At 70.0% G+C, this 26,468-nt stretch carries 25 protein-coding genes and 1 tRNA gene; 16 read left to right on the top strand and 10 right to left on the bottom strand.

The genetic code is table 11. The features are described 5' to 3' along the window. Window positions 1–5: 5 nt before the first annotated feature. Window positions 6–1,673 carry a copper resistance CopC/CopD family protein gene (locus tag IF46_RS0105795; protein WP_030487239.1) on the bottom strand — a complete coding sequence of 556 codons (1,668 nt, stop codon included), beginning with the start codon at window positions 1,671–1,673 and terminating at the stop codon, window positions 6–8. A 160-nt stretch (window positions 1,674–1,833) separates the two neighbouring features. Between IF46_RS0105795 and IF46_RS0105790 the strand changes: the two genes are divergently transcribed. From IF46_RS0105790 to IF46_RS0105775, 4 genes are read left to right on the top strand one after another with little or no spacing between them, the layout of a single operon-like run. Continuing rightward, window positions 1,834–2,424, top strand: coding sequence for a sigma-70 family RNA polymerase sigma factor (locus tag IF46_RS0105790; RefSeq protein WP_030487238.1), 591 nt, complete (start codon window positions 1,834–1,836; stop codon window positions 2,422–2,424). A gap of 32 nt (window positions 2,425–2,456) precedes the next feature. Further along, window positions 2,457–2,981, top strand: a complete 525-nt coding sequence (locus IF46_RS0105785; RefSeq protein ID WP_030487237.1) for a MauE/DoxX family redox-associated membrane protein — start codon at window positions 2,457–2,459, stop codon at window positions 2,979–2,981. Continuing rightward, window positions 2,974–3,690, top strand: a complete 717-nt coding sequence (locus tag IF46_RS0105780; RefSeq protein ID WP_030487236.1) for a DsbA family protein — start codon at window positions 2,974–2,976, stop codon at window positions 3,688–3,690. The genes IF46_RS0105785 and IF46_RS0105780 overlap by 8 nt, the downstream gene beginning before the upstream one ends. Further along, the gene (locus IF46_RS0105775) at window positions 3,687–4,799 is read left to right on the top strand and encodes a hypothetical protein (RefSeq protein ID WP_084597781.1); all 1,113 of its coding nucleotides are present in this window, start codon (window positions 3,687–3,689) and stop codon (window positions 4,797–4,799) included. Before IF46_RS0105780 ends, IF46_RS0105775 begins: the two co-directional genes overlap by 4 nt. On the opposite strand, the gene IF46_RS0105770 is transcribed toward IF46_RS0105775, so the two are convergent. The 4 genes from IF46_RS0105770 to IF46_RS0105755 are packed head-to-tail and all read right to left on the bottom strand — an operon-like array spanning window position 4,783 to window position 7,473. Continuing rightward, window positions 4,783–5,541 (bottom strand): energy-coupling factor ABC transporter ATP-binding protein, encoded by a 759-nt coding sequence (locus IF46_RS0105770; RefSeq protein ID WP_030487234.1) that lies wholly within the window; start codon window positions 5,539–5,541, stop codon window positions 4,783–4,785. The genes IF46_RS0105775 and IF46_RS0105770 overlap by 17 nt on opposite strands. Continuing rightward, window positions 5,538–6,308, bottom strand: coding sequence for a cobalt ECF transporter T component CbiQ (gene cbiQ / locus IF46_RS0105765; RefSeq protein WP_030487233.1), 771 nt, complete (start codon window positions 6,306–6,308; stop codon window positions 5,538–5,540). The genes IF46_RS0105770 and cbiQ overlap by 4 nt, the downstream gene beginning before the upstream one ends. 14 nt (window positions 6,309–6,322) lie before the next feature. Beyond that, window positions 6,323–6,760 carry a PDGLE domain-containing protein gene (locus tag IF46_RS0105760; RefSeq protein WP_030487232.1) on the bottom strand — a complete coding sequence of 146 codons (438 nt, stop codon included), beginning with the start codon at window positions 6,758–6,760 and terminating at the stop codon, window positions 6,323–6,325. Beyond that, complete coding sequence (locus IF46_RS0105755; protein ID WP_030487231.1) at window positions 6,757–7,473, bottom strand: energy-coupling factor ABC transporter permease; 717 nt, start codon at window positions 7,471–7,473, stop codon at window positions 6,757–6,759. The genes IF46_RS0105760 and IF46_RS0105755 overlap by 4 nt, the downstream gene beginning before the upstream one ends. Window positions 7,474–7,674: 201 nt before the next feature. Here IF46_RS0105755 and bcp point away from each other — a divergent pair, with 201 nt between their 5' ends. The 3 genes from bcp to IF46_RS0105740 all read left to right on the top strand — a co-directional run bounded on the left by bcp (window position 7,675) and on the right by IF46_RS0105740 (window position 8,930). Continuing rightward, window positions 7,675–8,151, top strand: coding sequence for a thioredoxin-dependent thiol peroxidase (gene bcp / locus IF46_RS0105750; RefSeq protein ID WP_030487230.1), 477 nt, complete (start codon window positions 7,675–7,677; stop codon window positions 8,149–8,151). Window positions 8,152–8,244: 93 nt separating this feature from the next. Beyond that, window positions 8,245–8,327 (top strand) — tRNA-Leu (locus IF46_RS0105745). Between the two features lie 81 nt (window positions 8,328–8,408). Then, entirely contained in the window at window positions 8,409–8,930 is a 522-nt protein-coding gene (locus IF46_RS0105740) for a GNAT family N-acetyltransferase (RefSeq protein ID WP_030487229.1), read from the top strand. Between the two features lie 4 nt (window positions 8,931–8,934). On the opposite strand, the gene IF46_RS32270 is transcribed toward IF46_RS0105740, so the two are convergent. From IF46_RS32270 to IF46_RS0105725, 3 genes are all read right to left on the bottom strand, one after another. Then, the gene (locus tag IF46_RS32270; RefSeq protein WP_198041371.1) at window positions 8,935–9,921 is read right to left on the bottom strand and encodes an expansin EXLX1 family cellulose-binding protein; all 987 of its coding nucleotides are present in this window, start codon (window positions 9,919–9,921) and stop codon (window positions 8,935–8,937) included. A 111-nt stretch (window positions 9,922–10,032) separates the two neighbouring features. After that, window positions 10,033–10,851 carry an MOSC domain-containing protein gene (locus IF46_RS0105730; RefSeq protein WP_030487227.1) on the bottom strand — a complete coding sequence of 273 codons (819 nt, stop codon included), beginning with the start codon at window positions 10,849–10,851 and terminating at the stop codon, window positions 10,033–10,035. Between the two features lie 4 nt (window positions 10,852–10,855). After that, entirely contained in the window at window positions 10,856–11,689 is an 834-nt protein-coding gene (locus IF46_RS0105725; protein ID WP_030487226.1) for a class I SAM-dependent methyltransferase, read from the bottom strand. Window positions 11,690–11,929: 240 nt separating this feature from the next. On the opposite strand from IF46_RS0105725, the gene IF46_RS0105720 reads away from it, so the two are divergent. Together IF46_RS0105720 and IF46_RS0105715 are read left to right on the top strand one after the other, a co-directional pair. Then, window positions 11,930–12,883, top strand: coding sequence for an LCP family protein (locus IF46_RS0105720; RefSeq protein ID WP_420063549.1), 954 nt, complete (start codon window positions 11,930–11,932; stop codon window positions 12,881–12,883). A gap of 357 nt (window positions 12,884–13,240) precedes the next feature. Then, window positions 13,241–14,500, top strand: a complete 1,260-nt coding sequence (locus tag IF46_RS0105715) for a sugar transferase (protein WP_232233950.1) — start codon at window positions 13,241–13,243, stop codon at window positions 14,498–14,500. 9 nt (window positions 14,501–14,509) lie between these two features. On the opposite strand, the gene IF46_RS0105710 is transcribed toward IF46_RS0105715, so the two are convergent. Both IF46_RS0105710 and IF46_RS0105705 read right to left on the bottom strand, forming a co-directional pair. Then, window positions 14,510–15,772, bottom strand: a complete 1,263-nt coding sequence (locus IF46_RS0105710; protein ID WP_030487223.1) for a DUF1501 domain-containing protein — start codon at window positions 15,770–15,772, stop codon at window positions 14,510–14,512. A 19-nt stretch (window positions 15,773–15,791) separates the two neighbouring features. Next, window positions 15,792–17,060: a DUF1800 domain-containing protein gene (locus tag IF46_RS0105705; protein WP_051723699.1), complete on the bottom strand. Its 1,269-nt coding sequence runs from the start codon at window positions 17,058–17,060 to the stop codon at window positions 15,792–15,794. 425 nt (window positions 17,061–17,485) lie between these two features. Between IF46_RS0105705 and IF46_RS0105700 the strand changes: the two genes are divergently transcribed. From IF46_RS0105700 to IF46_RS0105670, 7 genes are all read left to right on the top strand, one after another. Then, window positions 17,486–18,751: a glycosyltransferase gene (locus IF46_RS0105700; protein ID WP_198041370.1), complete on the top strand. Its 1,266-nt coding sequence runs from the start codon at window positions 17,486–17,488 to the stop codon at window positions 18,749–18,751. A gap of 64 nt (window positions 18,752–18,815) precedes the next feature. After that, window positions 18,816–20,264, top strand: a complete 1,449-nt coding sequence (locus IF46_RS34690; RefSeq protein WP_030487220.1) for an O-antigen ligase family protein — start codon at window positions 18,816–18,818, stop codon at window positions 20,262–20,264. After that, window positions 20,194–21,231, top strand: coding sequence for a glycosyltransferase (locus IF46_RS0105690; protein WP_198041369.1), 1,038 nt, complete (start codon window positions 20,194–20,196; stop codon window positions 21,229–21,231). The genes IF46_RS34690 and IF46_RS0105690 overlap by 71 nt, the downstream gene beginning before the upstream one ends. Beyond that, on the top strand, window positions 21,228–22,415 hold the full coding sequence (locus IF46_RS33120) for a glycosyltransferase family 4 protein (RefSeq protein ID WP_157562625.1): 1,188 nt from the start codon (window positions 21,228–21,230) through the stop codon (window positions 22,413–22,415). The genes IF46_RS0105690 and IF46_RS33120 overlap by 4 nt, the downstream gene beginning before the upstream one ends. Window positions 22,416–22,417: 2 nt before the next feature. After that, window positions 22,418–23,950: a lipid II flippase MurJ gene (locus IF46_RS0105680; protein ID WP_030487217.1), complete on the top strand. Its 1,533-nt coding sequence runs from the start codon at window positions 22,418–22,420 to the stop codon at window positions 23,948–23,950. 7 nt (window positions 23,951–23,957) lie between these two features. Next, complete coding sequence (locus IF46_RS35075; RefSeq protein WP_051723697.1) at window positions 23,958–25,316, top strand: acyltransferase family protein; 1,359 nt, start codon at window positions 23,958–23,960, stop codon at window positions 25,314–25,316. 10 nt (window positions 25,317–25,326) lie between these two features. Further along, on the top strand, window positions 25,327–26,463 hold the full coding sequence (locus tag IF46_RS0105670; protein WP_232233949.1) for a glycosyltransferase: 1,137 nt from the start codon (window positions 25,327–25,329) through the stop codon (window positions 26,461–26,463). Window positions 26,464–26,468: the final 5 nt, after the last annotated feature.

The raw sequence follows: 26,468 nt of genomic DNA, 5'->3' as shown, positions 1-26,468 counted from the left end.
CCTCTCTAACGGATGGGCACGGTGGCGGTCACCGTGGCCTGGTCGATGTCGGTCGTACGGGCAGTGATCTTGATCTCCCAGTCACCGGCGGCCGGCAGGCTGATGTCGCCGTAGGCGTGGCTGTCCGTCAACCGCAGCAACGGCACCTCGATCGGCTCGATGCCGGCCGAGGGCAGCGCGGCGGTCGCCTTCCACTCCGCGATCAGCAGTGGCTGGTTGTCCTTGCCGTACGCGTACAGGTGCACCGAGTTGTTGCCCCGCTCGGCCGGGCTCACCTCGACCTCCATCGAGAAGAGCGGGCTGGACAGCCTGGTGCTGAACAGGCCGGACTCGGCCCCGGCAGACGGGCCGGCCGCGGCGGTGCGGGCGGGTGTGGTCTGCACGAGCGTGGCGGACAGGGCCAGCACCACCACGGTGACGGCCAACTCCGCCAGGACCGCCCGGCGCACCGGGACCGGGCGTTGCGCCGCGACGCGGCTACGCACCAACTGCCGGGAGTACGCGGCCACGGCGATGACAAGCGCGAACAACCCGATCTTGGCGAGCAGCAACCGCCCGTACGTGGTCTCGAAGAGCGCCTGCGGGGTGGCCACCTCGATCAGCGCCTGGACGGTGCCGGCCAGCAGCAGCGCCGAGACGGCGAGCGCCGCCCAGCGTGACCAGATCGGCAGGATCGCGCCCAACTCCCGCTCGTCGGCCTGGCGCAGCAGGAAGACGGCGAGCATGAGCAGACCGCCCAGCCAGACCGCCATGCTGCCCAGGTGGACCGCGTCGACGACCACGGAGACCGCCGGTGCCGGGGAGGCCGCCGGGTGCCCGGCCAGCGGCCAGGTCAGCAGGGCGGCGCCGCCGAGCACGGCCAGGATGATCGCGTCCGTGCGGCCGGCAGGCCGGGCCAGCAGCGGGCGGAGCAGGAAGATCGATGCCGCCAGCAGTCCGAGTCGGACCAGGTGGGCGGCGCCGAAGGCGCTGCCGAACACGCTGCCGAACCCCTCGCCGGTGACGTCGAAGAGGCCACCCCCGGCCGTGTAGGGCACCTGCAGCCACAGGTCGGCGAGGGTGGCGACGGCCACCAGGCCAAGGCCGGTCCAGGCCAGTCGGGTCGGCCCTCGTCGGGAGAGCCGCCGTGGCCAGAGGGCGGCGAGCACCAGCGCCGGCCCCACCAGCAGCACCAGGCCGACGTAGCCGAGGAAACGGGCCACCTTCACGGCCGTCTCCACCACCGGGTTGGCGCGGCTGTCCGTGCCGGAGTCGACAGGTGGGGTCGAGGGTGCGCCGACCGAGTAGGTGAACGCCCCGGAGACCGGGTGACTGTCGGCGGAGATCACCCGGAAGCTGACCAGGTAGGTGCCGCGCGCACCGGCCGGGTCCACCGGGATGGTCACGACCGCGCCGTTGAACGTTGGTTCGCCCCGGTCGGCCCGGGAACCGTCCGGCGCGATGATCCGGATCTTGCCGGGGACCTTCCGGACCGACTCGCTGAACGTGAGAACCACCTCGGGCGGCCCGCTCGGCACGATGGAGGCCGCGGCCGGGCTGGTGCTCTCCAGCACCGCGTGGGCGCTGGCGGGGGTGGCCGGCGCGATCAACAAGGCCACGACGGTGACCAGGAGGCCGGCGGCTGCGGCCAGCCTGGCGGCCCAGCGGCGGGGGGCGACAGTCATGCCGGCCATGGTCGCCGATCGGTGTCCCATTCGGCGACCCGAGGAGGGTGATCGCACGTCATGACCGGGTAGTCGGCTCGGGGTGGGGAAAAGTTCCCGACGTGGCGCAGACCATCCAAGAGGCGAACGGCCCTGACGCTCCGCCGGCTGCCGCGTAACCTGGGTTGTCGTGATCCCTGTCCCGCGTGACTCCGGTGCCGCCGGTCCGGCAGAGCCGGTCGATGAGGTCGCCCGGGACCCGGCAACCGAGTGGGCGCTGACCGCCCGCGACGGTGACCCGACCGCCCAGGCGGCGTTCGTTCGGCTGACCCAGGCCGAGGTGTGGCGGTTCGCCGCCGCCCTGGTCGACCCGGACAGCGCCGACGACCTGACCCAGGAAACCTACCTGCGGGCGTTCCGGGCCCTGCCCGCCTTCGAGGGTCGCTCCAGCGCCCGCACCTGGCTGCTCGGCATCGCCCGGCGAGCCTGCGCCGACCACCTCCGCATTGTCGTTCGGCGTCGGCGGCTCGACGAGCGCCTGACGGCGAACGCGTACACCGACCGCCCGCACCCGGACCCAGCCGGCCAGCTCGGCGCTGCCGACCTGGTCCGCCGTCTCGGCGCCGAGCGGCGCTCCGCGTTCGTGCTCACCCAACTGCTCGGCCTGTCGTACGCCGAGGCCGCCGCCGTCGAAGGGGTGCCGGTGGGCACCATCCGTTCCCGGGTCGCCCGGGCCCGCGACGAGTTGGTCGAGGCGGTCGGCGACGCCCTGACCGGCTGAGCACGGAACTTCCGACGCGGACGGGACGACAAATGAGCGTGACTGCACCTTCCACCCCTGGCGGCCGTTGGCCCGTGATCCGCCCCTGGCTCGGCATCGCGGCCCGACTGGGCCTCGCCGCCGTCTGGCTCGTCGCCGGCGCGTCGAAGGTCACCGACCTCGCCGCCTCCGGGCGGGCGGTAAACGCATACCAGGTGCTGCCGTACGACGTGGCGACCGTGATCGGCGCGGCCCTGCCCTTCGTCGAGCTGGCGTTGGGCGTGCTGCTGCTGCTCGGGCTGGCAACCCGGCTCGTCGCCGGGGTCTCCGCCGCGCTGCTGGTGGTCTTCATCGTGGGGATCGCCTCGGCCTGGGCGCGGGGGCTGGCCATCGACTGCGGCTGCTTCGGCAGCGGCGGACAGTTGGCGGAGGGGCAGGCACCCAGTTACCTCCCGGAGATCCTCCGGGACCTGGGATTCTTGATTCTGGCCGGATTTCTGCTGATCTGGCCGCGTACGCCGGTATCGGTGGACGGGTGGTTGTCCGGCGAACCCGTTGTGGAGGACGAGGATGAGTAGTCGCAAGGGGCAGCGGGACGCCGCCCGGGTGGTCCGCGAGCAGCTCGCCCGTGAGCGGCGTCGTCGCCGCACGATCTGGGTCTCCGTCGCTGCGGTCCTCGTCCTGGTCATCGCCGGTGGCGTCGGCTGGGCCGTCTGGTCCAGCCAGCGCTCCGACAGCTTCACCACCCCGCCCGGCGCCAACGACGCCGGCACCGGCATCGTCGTCGGCGGCGGCCCGGTCACCGTCGACGTCTACGAGGACTTCCTCTGCCCGGTCTGCAAGCAGTTCGAGCAGAGCAGCGGGGCGACGCTCGAACAGTTGGTGGCCGAGAACAAGGCGAAGGTGGTCTACCACCCGGTCGCGTTCCTCAACCGCTTCTCCACCACCGAGTACTCCACCCGGGCCTCGGCCGCCTCCGGCTGCGCCGCGGCCGGCGGCAAGTACCACGAGTACGCCAAGGCGCTGTTCGACAAGCAGCCGCCGGAGGGCAGCGCCGGGCTCACCGACGACCAACTGATCGACATCGGCACCGGCGTGGGCCTCGACCGCGGCAGCTTCGGCAGCTGCGTGAAGGACAAGACGTACCGGACGTGGACCGAGCACGTCACCGACGACGCCAGCCGCAGCAACGTCACCGGCACGCCGACCGTCAAGGTCAACGGCCAGCCCCTCGACAACCCCACCCCGGACGCTCTCACCGCAGCCGTGGCGGCGGCCGGGAAGTGATCCGTACCCTGCTGGCCCGCGCCGGCCTGGTCGCCGCCGCGGCCGCCCTGGTGACCCTGATCAGCGCGGCGCCCGCCGCCGCGCACGGCGCGGACGCTCCGGACGGCACCGACTACCGCACCCGGACCACCGGGGTCGCACCGGCGCGGCCAGGGCTGGAGGTACGCGTCATCGAGGCGGGCGCCCGGCTGGAGCTGACCAACCGCACCGGCCACGCCATCGAGGTCATCGGCTACTCCGGCGAGCCCTACCTGCGCGTCGGCCCGGACGGGGTCTTCGAGAACAGCCACTCCCCCGCCACCTACCTGAACCGCACCATCACCGGGGACACCGCGCTCCCGGCCGAGGCCGACCCGGCCGCCGCACCGTCCTGGCGGAAGATCGCCGACGGCAGCACGGCGCGGTGGCACGACCAGCGCGCGCTGTGGCAGGAGTCGGCGCCACCGGCGGCGGTACGCGCCGCACCGGACCGCGAGCACCGGGTCCGGGACTGGACGATCCCGCTGCGCGACGGCGCCGACCCGGTGCTGATCGGCGGCACGCTGGACTGGGTGCCGCCACCCGACGCGTACACCTGGTGGGCGGTGAGCATCGTGGGGCTGCTCGCGGTAGGCGCGCTCGGCCTGGTCGCCGCCACCGCCCCGGCCGGTGCCCGCGCGCTCTCCGCGCTGGGCGCGTTGCTGATCGTCGGCGGCGCGCTGGCCGTCGTCTACCCGGTGGGGCGGGAACTGGACGCGGGCGCGCAGGGCGTGGGCGGGGTGCTGGTCGGGCTGCTGTCCGGGCAGATCTGGTCGCTGCTCACCGGCCTCGGCGCGATCGCCGCCGGTTGGTACGCGCTGAGCCGCCGCCCGGCCGCCGACTTCGTGGTCGCGCTGGCCGGGGCCTGCCTGGCGCTCTTCGCCGGAGCGGCGAACGCCGCCGTGTTCGGCCGCGCCATCGCCCCCGTGCCCTGGTCGCCCGAGGCCGCCCGCGTGCTGGTGGCGATGTTCCTGATCACCGGCACCGGCGCGACATTCGCCGGCATCCTGCGGCTGCACGCCGCCTCCCGCGCCGCCACAGCCGCGCCGCCGGTCGAGACCGCGACGAGTGGGTCTACGACGGCGGGGTGAAGCCGTAGGGCAGCTCCAGGCGGTGGCGGGCCAGCAGGGCCGCGTCACGCAGCAGGGTGGGGGTGGGGGCGTCGGCGACGATCCGGCCGCCGTCGAGGATCACCGAGCGCTCACACAGCTCCGCCGCGTACGGCAGGTCGTGCGTGACCATCAACAGGGTCACCGGCAGGTCGCGCAGGATCTCGGCCAGCTCACGACGGGCCGCCGGGTCCAGGTTCGACGACGGCTCGTCGAGCACCAGGATCTCCGGGTGCATGGCGAGCACGGTGGCCACCGCCACCCGGCGACGCTGCCCGAACGACAGGTGCTGCGGCGCCCGGTCCCGGTGCTCACCCATCCCCACCGCCGCGAGCGCCTCGTCCACCCGGGCGGCCAACTCGGCCCCACGCAGACCCAGGTTCGCCGGCCCGAACGCCACGTCCTCCGCCACCGTCGGCAGGAACAGCTGATCGTCCGGGTCCTGGAAGACGATGCCCACCCGGCGACGTACCTCGGCCAGGGTGGCCCGATCCGGCGTGACCGTCAGCCCGCCGACGCTGACGCTGCCCTCGGTCGGGGTGAGGATGCCGTTGAGGTGCAGCACCAGCGTGGTCTTCCCGGCCCCGTTGGGCCCGAGCAGCGCCACCCGGTCGCCGCGCGGCACGGTCAGGTCCACCCCGTGCAGGGCGACGTGCCCGTCCGGGTACGCGTAGCGAACACCCCGAACGTCCAGCGAGACAGCGGTCTGCACGACACCGATCATGACAGCACGACGGCGGTGGCGGCGATGGAGGCCGCCAACACCGGCACGGTCGCCGCGACCAGCCACTGGCCGACGCTCGCCGCACCCTCGCCCTGCCACACGGCGGGCATCCGCCCGGTGTAACCCCTCGACAACATCGCCAGATAGACCCGCTCACCGCGCTCGAAGGCGCGCAGGAACAACGCCCCGATCCCGGCGGCGAAGCCGCGCAACTGCCACAGGAAGCGCGGGTCGTCACCCCGGGAGATCCGGGCCACCCGCATCCGCCGCGCCTCACCGACCAACACGTCGAGATAGCGCAGCATGAACGTGGCGATCTGGGTGAGCACCTGCGGGCAGTGCAGCCGGTCCAGCCCCACGATCAGGTCCCGGGTGGTGGTGGTCCCGGCGAGCAGCAGCGAGACGAGCACCCCCAGGGTGCCCTTGGCCAGGATGTTCCACGCGCCGTGCAGCCCGTCCACGGACAGGCTCAGGCCCAGCACCTCGACCCGGTCGCCGCTGCCGAGGAACGGCAGGGCGACGGCGAACACCACGAACGGCACCTCGATCAACGCCCGGCTGAGCAACCACCGCGGCCCCACCCGGGCCAGCGCCGCCACCACGGCCACCAGCAGGGCGTACGCGCCGAAGGCCCAGAACGCCTCGCGTGGGGTGGCCACCACGGCGATGGTGAAGACCACCATCGCCGCGATCTTCACCTCGGGCGGGAGCCGGTGCACCGGCGAGTCCGACTCGCGGTACAGCACGTGCCCGTGACCGGCTCCCATCCGCGTACCCCCGCTCAGCCGTTGGCGTCGGCGTGACGCCGCTCGTCGGTGGACGTCGCGGCGTCGCCCTCGGCGGGCGTGGTGCCGTCGATCGGCGTGCTGCCGTCGGTCGGCGTGGTGTCTCGACGGCGCAGCAGCCAGAACCCGCCAGCGCCGATCGCGAAGGTGACAAGCACCCCGAGCACCCCGGAGAGGCCGGTGGAGACGAAGCTGTTCTGCACGCCCCGTACGCCGTAGTCGGCGAGCGGGCTGTCGGCCAACTCGTGGTCACGGGCCTGCTGGGCCGGGCAGCTTCCCCCGACGATGTTGTCGTCGGCGTCGACGGTGCAGCCCTTGAGCAGGGACGAGTCCAGCCCGTCCGGGTGGGACGAGGCGTAGTTGCTCACCACACCGGCCAACAGCAGGGCGACCAGCAGGCCGCCGGCCAGGAAGGCCCAGGATCGGTTCTTCATCGGGCACCTCCGGCGACCGGGACGGCAGGGGCGACGGGCGTAGGCAGGGAACGCAGCGCGTACACCAGGTCGGGGCGTACCTTCGCGACGGTGAGCACGGTGGTGGCGGTGATCAGGCCCTCACCGATGCCGATCAGCAGGTGCACGCCGGCCATCGTGCCGGCCAGGCCACCGAGGTTGTTGCCCAGGTCGGTGGTGCCGCCGAGCCAGTACTCCAGGACGAAGCCCTGCGACGCGACCACCACGCTGATCATCGCAGCGACGAAGGCGGTCACGGCCAGACCGGCCCGCGTACGGGGCAGCACCCGCAACAGCACCGCGATCAGCACGTACGCCACAGCGGTGCCGAGCAGCGCCATGTTCGTGATGTTGAGGCCGAGCATCGCCACACCGCCGTCACCGAAGATCAGTGCCTGCACGACCAGCACCACGGCCACGCAGAGCGCGCCGACCCACGGGCCAACCAGCATGGCGGCGAGCGCACCACCGAGCAGGTGGCCACTGACACCGGCCGTGAAGATCGGGAAGTTCAGCATCTGGACGGCGAAGATGAACGCCGCCACCAGGCCCGCCATCGGGGCCAGCCGGTCGTCCAGGTCGCGCCGACCGCGCAGGACGCAGACGGTGAGCGCGGCGAGAGCGAGCGCAGCGAAGACCGCTGCCACGGGGCCATCGATGATCCCGTTTGAAATGTGCATCGCCAGTGTCTCCACGCGACCTCCCACGCGTCAGCGGGCCCGACCGGGCCGGCGTGGGTCAGCCTATTTCCCAAGCATCGTTGTTGCCAGAGTCTGGCAACAACGGATGGCCTTGATCACCTTTCCACCGGCAATGAGGGTCAGGTCGCTGGTCTCCGCACACGCCGGGTGCCTCGCTGGCGGCGATGCTCGCCGGGGCGGCGGTAGGGTCGGGCCATGACCGCGCCCGACCGTCTCTCCCCCGGTGATCCCGCGCCCGAGTTCACCCTCGCCACCGACACCGGCGACCAGCTCTCCCTCGCCGACCTACGGGGTCGCAAGGTCGTCCTGTACGCCTACCCGGCCGCGATGACCCCCGGCTGCACCAAGCAGGCCTGCGACTTCCGCGACTCGCTCGCCTCGCTCCAGGCCGCCGGCTACGAGGTCGTCGGCATCTCCCCCGACAAGCCGGAGAAGCTGGCGAAGTTCCGCGAGCGCGACGCGATCACCTTCCCGCTGGTGTCGGACCCGGACAAGGCGGTGCTGATCGCGTACGGCGCGTACGGCGAAAAGCAGCTGTACGGCAAGACCGTCACCGGCGTGATCCGCTCGACGTTCGTGATCGACCCCGACGGCAAGATCGAACGGGCGCTCTACAACGTCAAGGCCACCGGGCACGTCGCCAAGCTCCGCCGCGACCTCGGCCTGGACTAACCCGCAACATCACCGAGGTGATGCGGTCTCCACCATTCTCAGGAGGCCGGGCTCAACACCGCTGAAGCCAGACGCTCTAGACTCAGCGAGTTGGCGGGAGTGGCGTAATGGCAGCCGCGATAGGTTTAGGTCCTATTGTCCGAAAGGGCGTAGGGGTTCGAATCCCCTCTCCCGCACAGGTCAACACAGAACGCGCGGTTGTCGGGCGCGTCACTGTCGTGGGTCGCGGGCCCGGTCGTCGGGTCAGGATGGCGGGCGTGAGTCTGCGCTTCGTCCTCGACCCCGACCTGACCCCGCAGTTACGCGCCGAGATCGTCGACCTCTGGGTAGTCGTCAGCAACGCCGGCGGCGCGGTCGGCTTCGTGCCACCGGTTACCGCCGCCGACGTTCAGGTCATCGCCGACCCGACCTTCGCCGGCATCGCCGACGGACCGGATCGGCTGCTGGTCGGCTACTCCGGCGACCGACTGGTGGCCATGTTGATCTTCAGTGACAACCGGTTCCCACTCAAGGCGCACTGGTGTGTGTTGAAGCGGGTGATGGTCCACCCCGGCACCCAGGGCACCGGTTACGGCTCGGCGCTGATGACGGAGGCCGCCCGGCTGGGCAGGGAGTTCGGCCACGAGGCGCTGCACGTCACGGTGCGCGACGGGCTGGGGTTGGACAAGTTCTACGGCCGCCTCGGATATCGGGAGATTGGCCGGCTGCCGGGCGCGTTGCGGGTGGCCCCCGATGACGACCGGGACGAGATTCTAATGTGGCTCGATCTCGCCGACTGAGCGCTCAGCCGGCGCACCAACGGGCGTTCGACCTGGTCGAGCTGGTGTTCGGCGCGTCGGTGGCCGGCGCGCTCGCTCTCGCCACCTCGACCGGGCGGCGAGCCGGAGTCGGCGTGCCGACGGGTCGGCTGGCGGGCGGTCGGGCCGACGCGGACACCCGTGGGGCCGCCGCGCCGCCGGGTAGGTACATCCGGACCGTGCTGTTCTGCACCTGGCCCGGTGCCATTCGGATGCCGCCGGCGGTGACCCGGTTTCCGTACACGTCGCTGACCCGCAGATTGAACGGGCCCGGCCCAGCGCCGGAGGCGATCAGCCAGTAGTTGTAGTCCTGCCGGGCGGCCGACTGCCACGGACCGCTGTCACCCTGCCGGACCTCGACGGAACGCAGCGGGTTGCCGTGGTTGCCGACCCGGACGGCGAACCACCACTGCGACGCGCCCTCCTTGATCCGGAAGGTGAGTGGTCCGGGCAGCGGCGGGTTGACCACCGCGCGGTAGGTGACCGGGACCTGACCCTGGACCGGTTCGGCGATCCGGGCGAACGCTTCGCGGGACAGGTCGAGGTGGCCGGGAGCGCACTCCGGGCACTGGTCCATGATGAGCACCCGGACGGTGCCCTTCGGGCCGATCACGTCGAGGAATCCGCCGCAGGCGGCGCCGGCGGAGTACTCCGTCGGGCCGAGCGCGACGTAGAGCCGGTTGGCCGGGGCAGCCGGGTTCGAGCAGTTGCCGCCGGCGCCGTTCGAGTCGTAGAAGGTCGCCTTGCCGCTCTGCGTGGCGTTGCCGGTGGGTGGGGCGGCGGCGAGCGGTCGACCGGCGGCGCAGGCCGGGGTGGAGCCGGAGCGCAGGGTGAGGGTGAGCCCGAGCGTCGCCGCGAGGACCGTGACGCCGGTGGCGACCAGCCAGGGCTTCGCACCGGACGACGGCGCGGGCCGTTCCGCTGGCGGATGGTCCAGGTCGATGTTGATGTCGACAGCGCTTCCGTCCGTCACGACGGCGATGCTGCCGGACCGGACGCGTGCCGACAAGCGGGCTAAGCCAAAGCTAAGACAGCGTCGACGGACGGTGACCGGAGGGCGCCGATTGCCGGACGGCCGCCGCGGTCAGGGCGCGACGACGATCGGGGCGTCCACTGTGATCAGCCCGCTGTCGAGTGGCACCAGGTTCAGTCCGAAGAGGAGTTTCTGCTTGACGTTGCGGTGGCGGCCAAGGGTGCGCAGCGGCTCCTTCGTGCGTACCCCGGTCTCCTGGTCGGTGGTGGTCACCACGCAGCGTTCGCACGGCCCGGCGGCGCGAAACCGCCGGTCGCCGATGCGCAGCGGCCGGCCGACCCAGTCGTCCTCGGCCCAGGCCGGCGCACCGGCGACGACCAGGTTGGGCCGGAAGCGGGTCATCGGTACCGGCTCCTCCCCCGCGTCGGCCAGCCAGTCGTTGAGGGCATCGAGGGAAGCGGCGTTCGCCAGCAGCAGCGGGTAGGCGTCGGCGAAACTGACCTGGTCGCCGGTGTCGTGTTCGCGGTCCCCGGCGGCCAGGTGGCGAGTCGGCTGGGCCAGCCAGACCAGCCGGACCGGCCGGCCGAGCAGGGTGCCGAGCCACTCGTCGGCCGCCGGACCGGCCGGCAGCGCGGGGACGGGAAACTTGCGGCTGCGGAAGGTACGCACCCCGATTGGTTCACCGCCGGCCGGCTCCGGCACGTCGAGGTCGGGCTGCCCGTCGGCGCGCAGCGACAGGCCGCCGGGGCGCACAGAGGCGCGCAGGCCGACCAGCCGGGTCGTCTCCCGCTGGGTGACGCCGACGCCGTCGGCGTCCACGACCATCCAGCGCCGGTCGCCGGCCAGGCCCCACGGATGCACGAACGCGCCGTCGTGGTCGAGCCGGTGACAACCCTTGATGGGGTACGTGTGAATCGAGGTCAGCCGCACCTGGTCACCATGCCACGCCGATTCCGTCGCCCGGGTACCAGTGGTTGGCGGGGCTCTCCCGGTAGGCGAGGAAGCGCCGTCCGGTGCGTTCGGCGTGCTCGGCGAGCACGTTGGTGCTTGTGACGTTGTCGGTGAGCAGGATCGCGCCGGGGGCGAGCTTCGGCTCCACCGCGTCGAACTCACGCTTCTCGTGGGCCCGGCTGTGGTCGCTGTCGTGCAGGAACAGGTCGACCGGGCGGTCCAGTGCGCCGATCGAGGCAATCGAGTCGCCGATCACCAGGTCCACGACCTCCGACCACGGAGCGACCTGGGCGAGGTAGCCGGCCTCGGGGTTGATGTCCAGCGAGGTGACCCGGCCCGGGTGCCCCTCCTGTGCGTTGCGCAGCAGCGCGGCGGCGAGGACGCAGGTGCCCAACCCCTTGTCCACGCCGGTCTCCACCACGTGTGCGGGATGGGTGGCTCGGACGATCGCGTACCAGCCGACGCGTCGGGCATAGCGGACTTTCTTGTCGGCCAGGCCGCGACGGGCGGCCCGGGCGGTGGCCTGCTCGATGTGTTGCCGTAGCACGTCGTCGGACTCGATTTCGGCAACGTAACCACGGACCTGCTGGACCGGGATGTCGCAGACCACGCTGACGAACCAGGCCAGGTGGTGACGGCTGAGCTTGGTCAGCTCATAGGTGTAGTTGTGATGTTCCCGGGAGGTGACCAACCACCGGGCCGAGGCGCGCAGCACCTTGGCGTCGTGGCGGGCGACCCGGGCGAGCCGCTTGGGGAAGGCGGCGACGGGTGCGAGTGGGGTACGGGCGATGGCTCGGCGCAGCTGCGTGGCGTCCACCGCTGCTTCATACCAGGTTCAGGCAATCGTCTGCGGGAAAAGTCTTTTGGGCCAGGATCTATAGCCGGATGGGCCGGACGGGGGTACATGACCGTAACCCGCAATCAGTAGCATCGCGGCATGCAGTATCGCCAGGAGTACGCGGAACCCCAGACCCAGTTCATTGACGCGCAGTCGCCACCTGAGCCGACTGAGGCGCCCCGATCGCGGCGCCGCCGCCCTCGGTGGCAGAAGGTCGCCCTGATCACCTTTCTGGTGATGGCGTTGCTGGGTGGTGGCGGTCTGATCGCAGGCGGGCTCTACTTCCGGTCGATCAATTCCGGGATCGAACGTGTTGACGCGTTCGATGGCGTGCCGGAGGAGTCGCGACCCGAGGTCGTCGCTCAGGGCGCTATGAACATCATGATCCTCGGTAGCGATTCCCGCGATCCGGAGAACAGCTCTGGCTCCCGGACCGACACCATCATCCTGGCCCACCTTCCGAAGGACCGGCAGAGCGCCCAGCTCATCTCGATTCCCCGGGACAGCTGGGTCAGCGTGCCGGAGTCGCCGCAGGGACGGGGCGGCAAGGACGCCAAAATCAACGCGGCGTACGCGTGGGGTGGCGTTCCGCTCATGGTGCAGACCCTGGAGAAGTTCACCGGCGTCCGCATCGACCACGTGGCGATGGTGGACTTCGCGGGCTTCAAGGAGATCGTGGATGCGCTCGGTGGCATCGACATCACTGTGGACCAGGCCTTCACGTCGAAGCACTCGTTGAACCCGGACGGCCGGCGGGAATTCGTCGCGGGCCGGCAGACCATGGACGGGGCCACCGCCCTGGACTACGCCCGCGAGCGGTACGCGTTCGCCGAAGGCGACTTCACCCGGATCAAGCACCAACAGCAGGTCATCAAGGCGATCCTGGACAAGGCCGTCTCCGGTGGCACGCTGGCCAGCCCCACCAAGTTGAACTCGTTCGTCCGGGCCACCGCCGACGCCGTCGCGGTCGACGAGTCGATGTCTCTGGTTGACCTGGCAATGCAGCTGCGGCACATGCGCAGCGGCCAGCTCGGCTTCTTCACCTGCCCCACGACGGGCACCGGCCGGATGGGCACCGAGAGTGTCGTCCTCGTCGACAAGCCCAAGGCCAGCCGTGTCTTCGACGCGGTCCGCCGCGACTCGGTGGAGGAGATCGCGTCCGCAGTAAAGTAGACAGCGGAAATCGACCCTTCGTCTATACCGGCGGGCCTGACCTGGTCGTATCCTTCCTTCGCCCTTCGGCTCGATGTGTCTACTTCCGAAGGACTAACGGGGGAAAGGTTGACCATGTCAGGTCATTCAACGACAAGCCGATCAGGCGCACCCGCGCAGTGGCCCGGCGAGCCCGACCCGGTGGAGCGCAGGGTCGAGCCGGTGACGGTTCCCAAGACCGTACCGGCGCCTCGGCCCGGTCTGGAGACCACCGCGGTCCTGCCATACGCAGGGTCCCGAACCTCGTCCCGGACGCGTCTACTGCGGGCCTGGATGATGACGGTTCCGATCGACATCGTCGCGCTACTTTTCCCTCTGGTGATCTCGCAGGACTACTGGCGTGGCACCCTCGTCAACGCCGGGCTCACCATGGCCATCTTCGCGGCCGGCGGGCTCTACCAGGCCCGCCGGCACGTGAGCATCCTGGACGAACTCCCGAGCATCGTCGGGCGTCTACTGGCCTCCGCCGCGGTGGTGGCCATCATCGCCGCGGAACGGCACTCCTCGGTCGAGTACGTCGGCGGCTTCATGCGGGGCGTCGCCATCTCCGCCGGCCTGGTGATCGTTGGCCGGGCGCTCAGCCGGGCACTCACCATCCTGGTGCGCAAGCGTCGTTGGGTGGAGCACAACGCCATCATCATCGGCAGTGGCCCGGTCGCCTTGGAGCTGGCCCGTTTGCTGCGTCGGTACCCGCAGTACGGCCTGCGCTTCGTGGGCTGTGTCGACGTGACGGCACAGCAGGATTCCGCCGTGCTTCCGCTGCTCGGCAGCCTCAACGAGTTGGAGAAGCTGGTCCGGGTGCTGAAGTGTGAGGTGCTGGTCATCGCCGACCCGGACTGCCCGGAGTCGGAACTGATGGACACCCTCCTGCGGCCCGGCAGCTCACGCTGCGACCTGTGGGAGGTGCCACGCCTGTGGGGTTCCCGCTCGCAGGGCGGGTACCCGGACCACATCGGGGCCATCCCCATCGTGAAGGTCGGCGACATCTCGCTCTCCGGTCCGCGTTGGGCGATCAAGCGGGCCTCCGACGTCGTCTTTGCCGGCCTGTCCCTGTTCCTACTGAGCCCGGTGCTGCTGCTGTGCGCGCTTGCGACGTTCATCGACGGGGGTCGCGGGATCTTCTTCTACCAGGAGCGCATCGGCCGGTTCGGCAAGCCGTTCAACGTCGTCAAGTTCCGGTCGATGCGCCCGGTCGACGAGACCGAGTCGCAGACGAACTGGTCGATCGCGAACGATCGACGGGTCGGCCCGATCGGTCGGTTCATGCGCCGCACGTCCCTGGACGAGCTTCCTCAGCTCTGGAACATCCTGCGCGGCGACATGAGCGTGGTCGGGCCGCGACCGGAGCGGCCGTACTTCGTGGAGAAGTTCTCCGCCGAGTACCCGAACTACGCGATGCGGCACCGCGTCCCGGTGGGGTTGACCGGGCTCGCCCAGGTCAGCGGCCTGCGCGGTGACACGCCAATCTCCGACCGGGCGCGGTTCGACAACTACTACATCGAGAACTGGTCGCTGTGGCTGGACGTCAAGGTCGTGCTCCGTACGGTCTCCGAGGTCTTCCGAGGCGGCGGCCGCTGACGGCCAGCGTCACCGCGAACTGAGCAGCGGCAGCAGGTGCGCCCGGTAGCCACCCAGGTGGCGATCCGGGTCTCCGGCCAACACGTGGGCGAGGACGGTGCCGAAGACGTCGCGGAAGTCCGTCGTCGCCTTGAGGTCACCGTCGTCCAGGTCGGTCAGGCTGGGCTGCTCGCCGTAGAACCCGCCGGCCACCCCATGGCCGAGGACGAACACCGGCCCGGCTGTGCCGTGGTCGGTGCCGTCGGAGGCGTTCGCCCGGACCCGCCGGCCGAACTCGCTGTAGACCACGACGGTGACCCGTCGGCCGGCCGCGCTGCGGCCCATCCGGTCCACGAAGGCGCTCAGCGCGTCATCCAGGTGCCGCAGCAGCGTCTCCTGCCACACCCGCTCGCCAGCGTGGGTGTCGAACCCGCCCAGACTCACCGAATAGACCCGGGTAGGGACCTGGGACTCGACACACCTGGCGACGAGCGCCAACTGGGCGGAGAGCGCGTTGTCGCCACCCGTCCCGGTGGCCGGGACACCCTCGCCGCCGCTGTGGCCCTGCTCGTCGGAGCCGCTGCCCGCGGACTTCATCACCGCACGGTTCATGGTGATGAGGTCCGCGTAGGAGGCTGCGGCCCGCGCCTGCATCTCCGACTCACCCGGCTCGACCTGGCCGAGGGCCGAGACCACATCGGGTGAGACGCCCGACGGCAGGGTGAGCCCCCGATAGCTCACGCAGACGCCGATGCGGGACTTGCCCACCAGCATCGGCGGAAGCGCCGGCTCGAAGCTGACGGCCGTCTCGGTGGCGGCACTGATCCCGTCGAGCCACCGCCCCACCCAGCCGGTGGGGGCGGGAGTGCCGGGGGACGCCGTCTGCCAGATATCCATCGACTTGAAGTGGCTACGGTCCGGTTTGGGGTAGCCGACGCCGAGCACGATGCCCAACTGTTTGGCGTCCCACAGTCGTCTCATTCCCCGCAGCATCGGGTTGAGACCCAGTGTCTGGTCGAGCGGCAGCACCTGCGCTGGCGCGTACGCCAGCTCCGGCCGGGCGCTGTGGTAGGCCGCGTCCGCGTACGGGACAACGGTATTGAGCCCGTCGTTACCGCCGTAGAGGGTGACCAGGACGAGCGTTGGTAGGCCACCCTCGACGTCGCCGGCTCTGGTCTTCTCGGCAGTCCTGAGCAGTTCGTGGAAGCCCAGCACGCCGGCACCGGCGGCCAACGCGCCGCCGCCGACCACCCCGGACGCGATGAGGAACCGTCGTCGAGTCAACGCATCCATGCCTACCCACCCACTCTGGTCACGTCACCAGGTACTCAGGGCTGACCAGCCCGAGCATCAGCTTCAGTCGGTCGTTGCGGGCGTCGCGCAGCACGGCGTACGTCCGGTCCGTCCAGCGGTCGACACAGAGCAGGTGCGCGACGGCCTCCGGTGTCAGCGGACCGGGGCGGACCAGGTCGACGAGGATACCGGCGATCGTCAGCCGCACCTGGGCCGCGGCGGAGGTCAGCCAGGCGGCACCCGCCGGCCACCCGCCGACACTGGGCGGGGCGAACGGGCGCTGACCCAGCGCTTCCATGGCCCAGTAGATCCGGCTGAACACCTGCTCGGGCATCGCCGCCGGCCGCAGCCCGAGATGCCGCATGGCGCCGACGAGCCACTCGACCGGCTGTTGGACCATCGTCCCGCGCGTCGCCTGGAACGCCTCGTCGCCGAAGAGCACCCTCAGCATCGCCATCGGCGCCGGGAACTCCGCCGCCATCGCCTCTCGGGTGCGTTCCGGGATCGGCTGGGTGCTGGAGGCATACCGGAACCACAGTCGGGACGCGATGAACCGCCTGCAGGTCGGGTGCTGGAGCAGAAGGTCGACCAGACCATTGGCGTCGAAGTTCGCGGTGGCACCGAGGATCGTCTTGCGGCCGGTGTCGCGGTCCTTAGGTTCGGAGACCAACTTCTCGCGGTCGAGGATGACCCGCCAGCCCGCCAATGCGCGGCCGGCCTCCTTGATGTCCCGTTCGGTGTACTGCCCGACGCCGAGCATGAACAGCTCGAACAGCTCGCGGGCGAGGTTCTCGTTCGGCGCGGCCTTCTTGTTGTGCTGCCCGTCCAGCCAGTAGACCAGCGCCCGGTCGAGCACCATCCGGTGCGCCAGGTCGGCGAAGTCACGCGCCTCCCGGAACTCGCGTAGCTGCCCGAACATGAGCTGAGGGCTGCGGACCTTCGCCACCGAGGTCGCCCAGTGACCGTGCCAGAAGAAGATGAGCTTCTCGACCGCCTGATGGTCGGCCACGGTCATCCGGTCGAGCCACCAACGGGCCAGCGCGACGGTCTGCTCGGTGCGACGCCGGCTACCCACCACCTGCTGGGCTTCGGTGGCGCGGGGCAGGAGTACGAACGGGTCAGGCCCCAGATTGGGCACCGGCGCGCTGGTCGCGCCGACATCCGGGCCGGCTGGAGCCACCAGACCGGACAGTGTCGATGCGTAGCCGAGTCGGCGTGCGGCACCTACCTCCGCCGCGGTGGGCCCGAAACCGGCCCGCCGAAGCAGAAGGACGATGTCGTCGGTCATGCGTCCACAGTAAGGGAGTGTCGGCATTCCCCGCAGACGGGCCGGAACCGGTTACTCGGCGATACAAACTGACCGAAGAGCCATTTCATCGGCGTTACCTAGACCTCCATTCGGGCTGAAAACAGTACATAAAGTGCGGACTTTCGCTGCCTGCGCTGGGCCCGCCCGCGCAGGCCGTCGGGCCACCATTGACAGGAGGGCCGGCGTTGAGGTCTATTAACCCGGGCTTGACGGGCAGCCCTCGCTGCTGCCCGTCTGCGGGCGCGCCCGGCACAGCCTCGTTGGGCTGGTGGAGCGCGCTAAGCCGAACGGGGACCGGAGGTAACGGGGGTGCGTCCCTTGATGCACGCACCACCGCTGCCGCGCGGTCTGCAGACCTGCGGCCGCAGCGCAATCAAGTGGCCGGACGAATCCGGAAGAGACACGTGACGACACCACCTTCGCCCCCGGAACCCCTCTCCGGAGCCGGGTCGGCAGCACCGACGATCCTGGTCCTGGGCACCGCCGAGTGGAACTCTCCGATCGCCACGAATCAGCACTACGTCGTACGGGAACTGGCCCGTGACTTCGACACCCACTTCGTGGAGTCCCTCGGTCTGCGGCGGGTGCGGCTCGACGCGAAGGACGTCACCCGCATCGCCAAGCGACTGCGGCACTCGGTTGTCGGCCACGAGAAGACGGCTACCTACCGCCCCATTCCTGACCGGGTCAACGTCATCTCGCCGCTCATCGTGCCGATCCACCAGGCACCGACGCGACTGCCCAACCGATTGCTGTTGGAGCGGGCCGTGGCCGAGTGGCGGCGCAGCCCGAGCCCACGGATCCTCTGGACCTTCACGCCGGTGACGTACGGTCTCGAGCAGTACGCGGACTACACCCTCTACCACTGCGTCGACATCTTCCAGGCATTCCCCGGCATCGACGGCTCAGCCGTCTCCGCTGGCGAGCGGAAGCTCGCGAACCGGGCCGACCTGACCATCGGCACCAGCGGGGCGGTCACTGCCCACCTGACCGACGTCGGGTTCAGTGAGGTCCTCACCCTGCCGAACGTCGCGGAGATCGACGTCTTCTCCGCCGCCAGCCAGCCGGCGTCGCAGCGGCGTCCCGCGGCGTTGTTCGCGGGCAACCTCACGCCACACAAGCTGGACTTCGAGCTGCTGCGCACGCTGGCCACCGCGCTTCAGGGGCACGGCGAGCTTCTCCTCGCCGGCCCGATCGCGGCCGGCGGCGGCGGGTTCGACCGCGAACTGGCCGAGCTGGAACGGCTCGGCGCCCGCTACCTGGGCATGCTCCCCCTCGACCAACTCGCCGCCGCAGCGGGCACGTGCAGCGTGGGCTTGATCCCGTACTCGCTGAACGACTACACCGCAGGTGTCAGCCCGCTCAAGTGCTACGAATACCTCTCCTCCGGTCTGAGCGTGGTCAGCACGCCCATCCCGGACGTCGTCCAGGCGGCACAGGCAACCGCACACATCACGGCCGCGACCTCAGCCACCGCCTTCGTCGACGAGGTGCTGGCCAGGATCCGGCCCGCTGCGGACGACGTGCTCGCGGCTCGCATCCAGTACGCCAGCGACTTCGGCTGGAGTTCCCGGGGCGGCCTCCTGCGCGAGATCGCGCACCGGATGCCACGGCGTGCCGGCGAGGTGGTGACGCGGCCGGCGGGCGACGCTGGAAGGTCTCGTGGCTAGGGTCCGTCCGGCCGCAGCCTGGGCGATCGCGATCGGATCGGCGCCATGGTCTGCGGTCTGTCTCGTGCTATTCCTGGCTGTGCCGCAGTTCTACCTGTTGCCCGAGGGCAGCACCGACGTCGCGGCGTCGACGTTTGTCACCATTCTGCTGGTGCCGGGGGTGCTGTTGGCGGCCCGGCGCGGCTCCGGCACCAGCCTGCTCCGCCTCGGCCTCTTCCGCGTCCTGATCGCCCTGCTCGTGGTGCGGCTGCTCGCACTGGCCTGGTCGCCGGACGCACGGGCCGGTCTACCGTTGATCATTCTGCTCGGCCAGTTCATCGTCACGCTGGCGCTGATGATCCAGGCGGTCCGCCAGGATCCCGGCCTGCTCCGCCGGATCGAACGCTGGTACTGGCCCTGGATCGTGTTCGAGGCGGTGCTCGTACTCGTCTTCCGGGTCCTGCCCGGTGTGGAGGACGCCTTCCTCCGTTCGGTCGCGGGCATCGTCAGCGGGCAGAACACGGTCGCGGCCCTCTTCACGGGCAGTCCGAACAACGTCTTCGACGAGGCGAAGTCCGGCGGGGTCTTCGTCAACGCGAACGTCGCCGGGCTGTTCCTCGGCGTGAACGCGGCCGCCGCGTTCGCCGTCGCCGCCGTCACCGGGAGCCGTTGGACCCGAGTGGTGGGCTTTGTCGCCCTCGCGGCGGTGCCGATCACCGGCTCCAAGTCGGCGACGGTCCTGGCCGTCTTCCTGCCCGCATCCGTATTCGCCGCCAAGCGGCTCATCCGGGCACGACGGGCCGCCCAGTCGGGCGCGCTCGGGCACGGCAGCCACCGCCGCCAGCTGAGGCGAGCGCACCGCCAACTGGCGCTCGGGCTCGCCGGCGTGGCTCTGCTCGGCGGCGTCGTGGCCGTACTGGTCGCCGCCGACCTCAGCTTCACCCAGGCGTTGGCCAAGTCCTTCGGCGACCGGACGGCCATCTGGGGCTTCGGCGTCGAGGCGTTCCTGCGGGATCCGCTCCTCGGCCTTGGTTACGGCGGCTGGGACGCCGGCTTCGGGGCCTACGCCCGCGAGCACGGCATCTACCGCAGTTTCCCGCCGCACAACGTGCTCCTGGCTGCGTGGGCCGCGACAGGTCTGGGCGGATTCGTCCTGACCGCTGTGTTCTTCGCGCTAACCCTGCGGCTCGCCGTGCGCGCCGCGCGGACCGGCGAAGGCCAGTATCGGACCTTCGCGCTCTGGACCACCGCCGCGATCGCGTGGACGCTGATCCACGGTCTGGGCGACAACACCGAGATCTTCGGCGACATCCACCTCATTCCCATTCTTTCGCTGCTGGTCGCCTACCTCGTGGTGGGCCACCGCGAGGAGTCGAACGACCATGCAACTGCCCACCGTCGGGATCCTGCGACATCAACAGTTCCTGCCGTCGGAGACGTTCATCCCGAACCAGGCATTGGCGATGCGCACCTTCCGGCCGTTGTTCGTGGGCCGCGACCCGGTTCCGACCAGGCCGGGGACCGAATCAGTTAGCGTCGCCGAGTTCGGCAGGCCGGCGGTTCTGTCGTACACGTTGACCCGCCGTTCGGAGGCGTTGGTCGATGCCCTCGCGAAGCGTGACACCGCGCTGCTGCACGCCCACTTCGGCGTCGAGGGCGTGTACGCGGTGCCCACCGCGAAGGCCCTGAAGGTCCCGCTGGTCACGACCCTGCACGGCTTTGACGTGACGGTCAGTCGGGCGAAGATGGTGGCCTCGAAGAAGCCCTCGTGGTTGAACTACGTCACCTGGCGGCACTCCCTCTTTGCCGAGGGCGCCGTGTTCATCTGTGTGTCCGAGCACATCCGACGACGCGCGGTGGAATGGGGTTACCCCGCCGAGCGATGCCACGTCCTCCCCATCGGGGTGGACGTCGAGGCCATTCAGCCCTCCGGTCCCGTCGACGCACCCCGGATCCTGCACGTCGCTCGGCTGGTCGAGAAGAAGGGGACGCAGTACCTGCTGCGAGCATTCGCCGAGGTACGCAAGGCGATCCCCGCCAGCGAGTTGGTGCTTATCGGCGAAGGCCCGCTTCGCGACTCACTCGCCGCGCTCGCCCGGGAACTCGGAGTTGAGGCGGGAGTGCGTTTCCTGGGCGCGCAGAAGCACAGTGACACCCTCCGCTGGCTGAGCCAGTCGACGCTGCTGTGCCTGCCGAGCGTGACGGCCCAGGACGGTGACCAGGAGGGGCTGGGGATGGTGCTGCTGGAGGCGGCCGCCTCCGGTAAGCCGGTGGTCGGAACCCATCACGGTGGTATTCCCGAAGCGGTGACGGACGGGGCGAACGGCTTCCTGGTGCCCGAGCGTGATGTCGCCGCGCTCGCGGACCGGTTGATCGAACTACTGCGCGATCAGAACCTTTGTGACCGGTTCGGCAAGGTCGGGCGGCAGACCGTCGAAGACCAGTTCAACCTGAGCCGGCAGACCGTCAAACTCGAGTCGTTGTATAGGGACCTGCTGTGATCGAGTCAATTCTCATCCATTCCCGATCGACGCCGCACCACCACACCGGCGGAATGGAGACGCTCGCCTGGCGGCTGGCCGCCGAGTGGGCTCTGCACGTGCCGCGGGTGCAGATTGTCACCACGGCGATCCCGGGCCAGACCGGCACGTTCACCGAGGACGGCGTCGAGGTGACGCCGTTGGCGGGCACCCGGCCTGGTCGTTACTCCCACGCCTGGTGGGAGGAGTCCCGCGCGCACTGGCTCGCTACCAGCAGCGCACCGAGCGTGGTTTTCTCGGTCAGCGCCGGCTCCTACTCGGCGGTCCGCGAGCGGGCCCGGCACCCCCGAACGCCGTTCGTACTCCAGGTCCACGGCACGTCCGCCATGGAGCTCGGGTCGAAGCTGCGGGCGCCCACCGCGCGTTCCCTGGCCGGCACGCCCAAGAATGCCTTCTCACTGGTCCGCGACCTGGCTCGCTACCGGGACTTCGACCGCCTCGTCGCGGTCGGTGAGAACGTGGTCGAGTCGCTGACCGTCGCACCCCAGAACTGGGCGGCGACGCCGGACAAGGTCCGCCTGATCCCCAACGGTGTCCGGGCCGAGGACCACGCGTTCGACGCCGCAGCCCGGGGCCGGATTCGGCGTGAGTTGGGGATCGACGAAGAGACCGTGGTGGTCGGGTGCGTCGGCCGCCTGCACGTGCAGAAGCGGGTCGACCGGGCCCTGCAGGCCGCGGCGGTCCTGCGCGACCGCGGCCTCGGTGAGCGGTTCCGCTTCGTGGTCGTCGGTGACGGCCCGGACGAGGGCCGACTGCGGGGCCTGGTCCGCAAGCTCCAGTTGAAGGACATGGTCCGGTTCACCGGGCGGGTGGAGGCCGACACGGTGCGCGACTACTACTCCGCAGCCGACGTGTCCCTGCTCACCACCGCGCGTCTGGAAGGGCTTCCGATGGCGGTGCTGGAGGCGTTGGCGTCCGGCCTGCCCTGTGTCGTCACCGCCGGGTCCATCCGATCGGACGCACTGAGCCGAGTGCTGCACGAGGTGGACACGCCGGACTCCGACGCGCTCGCCGACGTGGTGCAGAAAGTGACAGCAGATCGAGGGCCCCGCGCCAACCTGCTGCCCCCGACCTTCCTTCTCGACCATTGCGCGCGCGACTACCTGGCCGACTTCGCCCGCCTGATCACACAACGCCAGGCCTGAGCATGGGCAAGGTCTTCTTCCGTCTGGTTCTCGGCGGCATCGCCGGCAAGATCCTTGGCGTGCTCCGCGAGGTCCTGCTTGCCGCGCTCTTCGGAGCGGGACGAGTGGTGGCGGCCAACCGCATCGCGCTGACGGCGACGTTGATTCCCATCAACTTCTTCACCGCCGACGCGCTCTCCGCTGGGTTCCTGCCGCTGTACGTGCAGTACCGCCAGGAGCGGCCCACGATGGCGCAGGCGCTCTACCGCGCGGTGCACCTGCTGTTGGCCGTCTTCTCCGTGGTCCTGGCCGTGGCGCTCATCCTCGGCCGGGATCTGTGGGTCGGGCTTCTCGGCCCCGGGCTCGATCCACAGACCGCGGACATCGCGGCGACCATGCTCGGCATCGCCGCGCTGGGCGTGCCGTTCTACGTCCTCTACAACCTGTACACCCTGGTCGGCCTCGCGAACGACGACGTCCGACTGATCAACCTGCGCCCCTCGTGCCAGAGCATCGGGCTGATCCTCGCCACGGTGATCGCCTGGATGACGGGTCAGGTGTCCGTGCTGGCGTGGGGTTTCACCCTTCCGTACATCGTGCTGTGGTGCTTGGGCGCCCACTGGCTCCGACGCCAGGGCTACCTGCGCGAGGGCGACGAGACCGGTCCCCACCGGCCGGACCGGGCCGCCGCCAAGCTGGCCCTCCAGATGTTCTGGCGCCGGCTGCGGCCGCTGCTGCTGATTCCCGTGATCCTTCAAGGGTCGATCGGTGTCGAGCGGGCCGTCGGCTCGCTGCTCGGCGTGGAGGTGGTGGCGGCCACCGAGTACGCGCGTTTCGTGGTCGACTCGTGCATGGCTCTGCTCGCCGCGCCGTTGGGCCTGGCCGGCCTGGCTTCGTTCGCCCGCATGAAGGCCCACGAGGTGGGCGACGGGCTGCGTCGACTGATCCCGCCGGTGATCCTGGTGGCCATCCCGCTCGCCCTGATCCTCTCCTTGAACAGCCGGGGAATCGTCACTCTCCTGTACGCCCGGGGCGAGTTCGACGAGCGTGCGGTGGACGTCTCGTCGGTGCTGCTGCTGGGCTTCGCGCTCGGGATCTGGGCGCACGTGCTCGGCTACACCTTCGTCAAGGTGCTGAACGCCCGGGGCGCCAACTTCAAGGTCGCGATCGTGATGGCGGTCTCCTTCGGCGTCCCCATCGCCGTCAACCTACTGCTGTACAAGCAGTGGGGCGCCTTCACCATCGGCGCTGCCTCGTCGGTCGGTGGCCTTCTGATGTTCCTCATCTCGGCTCGGTTGCTGTCGGTGCTGGGCTTCAGCATGCGGCTACTCACCATTGCGCTGCCCGGTGCGGCCGCTGCCGCTGCCGCCGGGTACCTGCTGGCGGGCCCCGGGCTGTTGCGCCTCGCCGCGTCCTGCGTGGCCATCCTCCTGATCTGGGTCGGCTACGTGGCTGTCGTGCCCCAGCTTCGGCGTACGTTCCTGTCGTTCGTCCTGAAGAAGCTCGGTCGCGGCGTCGACGAGACTCCGCAGGCCGATCTCGCGGAGATCAAGTGAGGACCCGATGACTGTGCAGACCGGTCTGCCGGCCGGGATGACCGGCACGCCGGGCAGCCCGGCCCTGCCGGCCCCGACGGCACCCCGCGAGACGGCCTCCGGACCGTCGAGCCCGCCTCGCGGCAACCGCCTCTACATCCTCGATCTACTGCGCTTCTGCGCTGCCGTCGCGGTCCTCTGCTACCACGTCTTCGTGGACAACCGGGGAGCCTGGGGCACCGAAGCGGGTCAGCTGTTCGGCGACACGATCGTGAGAGTCTCCCGCTACGGCTGGATGGGTGTCGAGTTCTTCTTCGTCATCAGCGGCTTCGTCATCTGCATGAGCTGCTGGGGCCGATCGGTAGCCGACTTCTTCACGTCACGGGTCACCCGGCTCGTACCCGCCTACCTGTTCGCGGTGCTGTTCACCTCGGCGGTTCTCATGCTCTGGCCGCTCGCGAGCGGTCGGCCGCAGCCATCGCACATCCTGATGAACCTGACGATGCTGCAGTCGTTCGTCGGCATCCCGCACATCGACGCGGTCTACTGGACCCTCTTCGTCGAGCTGAAGTTCTACCTACTCTTCGCGATCGTGGTGTGGTTCGGCCTCACCTACCGGCGGGTCGTCCTCTTCTGCGTGTTCTGGACGATCGCCGCGCTGTTCGCCCAGTCCTCGGATTCGCCGCTGCTGGTGTCGATCGTCGAGCCGAAATTCGCCCCGTACTTCATCGCCGGCATTGCCCTCTATCTCTGTCATCGTTTCGGGCCGAACCTCCTCCTGACCGGCATCCTTGGCGTCTCGGTGATCCTGGCGATCCTCGAATTGAACAGGCGGGTAGCGGAACACAACGCGAACCGACCGAAGCCGGTCGTCTCCTTCGAGGTGGCGCTACCGGTGCTGCTGGTCTTCTTCGCGGTGATGACGTTTGTCGCGCTCGGGTTCCTCTCCGGCGTGCGATGGCGTGGGCTCACCGTCCTCGGCGCGTTGACCTACCCGCTGTACCTGCTGCACCTTCAGATCAGCCGCGTCGCGGTGAGCCGCCTGCATGACTCGGTGCCGCCCTGGGCGCTACTGACCGCGCTGCTGGTCGGCGTACTGCTACTCGCCTACCTCGCCCACCGCTTCGTGGAGCGGCCCGGCGCAAAGTTCCTGCGCCGAAAGCTCCAAGAGAGCTTCGCGCAGGTCCGGTCGGGGTCAGACCACGAGCATGGTGCGGACGGTGGCGGGCCGGGGAGATCTAGTACGGGTCCGCTGGCTCGCGACCCGCTCGGCATGGTCGGGCCCAGTCAATCCGCGAACAGCGAGCGCCCCAGCGAACGCCAGGCGGCGAGCAGTGATCCATACGGCGGTTCGGTTCGGTCGGACGCCGGAAGTCCCGTGGCATGAGGAGCAACAAGTGGTAGATAACCTTTCCGCCATCCCCGAGGCCGGCGCGCCACGGCCCCTCGACGACCTGAAGAGCGCCCGTGTTGCGCTCGTGCACGAATGGTTCGGGGCCACCGGTGGCTCGGAGAACGTCTTCCGGCAGATCAGCAGCCTGCTGCCGGAGGCGGAGCGCTTCGTGCTCTGGAAGGACCACGACGCCGTCGAGCCCAACCTGCGGGAGTCCTGGATGGCGCGGACTCCGCTGCGCAAGACGAAGGCAGGGGCGCTGCCGTTGATGCCCCTGGTGTGGCGGACCCTCAGCCAGGAGCGGTTCGACCTGGTGATCTCGTCGAGCCACGCGTTCGCCCACACCGTGCGGCTCGGTTCGTCGGAGGAGACCCGGTACCTCAGCTACGTGCACTCCCCCGCGCGGTACATCTGGAGTCCGAACTTCGACGGTCGGGGCTCCAACCCGATGCTGACCGTGCCGCGGCGCATGCTGCAGACCGCTGACGTCCGGCTCAGCCGCCACGTGAACGGTTACGCCGCGAACTCGGAGGAGGTGCGGGCCCGCATCGCCCGTTACTGGAAGCGGGACGCGGTCGTCATCAACCCTCCGGTGGACGTCGACTACTTCGCGGCCGCGTCGGCGGCGGACCAGAACCAGCCGCGTGAGTACCTGCTCGGGGTTGGACGGTGGATCCCGTACAAGAACTTCGACCTGATCATTCAGATCGCCGAGGCGGCCGGACTCCCGGTGGTGATCGCCGGCTCCGGTCCGGAGGAGACCGCGCTGCGGCGGGCCGCCGAGCGGGTCCGCGTGCCGGTGACGTTCGAGGTGCGGCCTTCGAAGGAGCGACTGCGCCAGCTCTACTGGGGTGCGCGGGCTCTGCTCTTCCCGGTCCACGAGGACTTCGGAATCATTCCGGTCGAGGCCCAGGCCTGTGGGACTCCGGTGGTGGGGTTGCGCCGCGGCGGCCTGCTGGAGACCGTCGTCGACGGGGAGACCGGTTTCCTCATCGATTCCCAGGACCCGGGGAGCTTCGTGCCGCTGGTCCACCGGCTGTCCGAGCTGTCGCAGGACCGCGTCCGGGCACACGCCAACGGGTTCTCGGAGCAGCAGTTCGCGGCTCGGATGACGGCTTGGATCGCCGACGCCGGACGCTGACCGCC

Origin of the sequence: Micromonospora chokoriensis (assembly GCF_000718555.1) — a bacterium.
Lineage (GTDB): Bacteria > Actinomycetota > Actinomycetes > Mycobacteriales > Micromonosporaceae > Micromonospora > Micromonospora chokoriensis_B.
The sequence above is the reverse complement of the archived record's forward strand: the minus strand, read 5'-3'. Positions and strand labels throughout refer to the sequence as shown.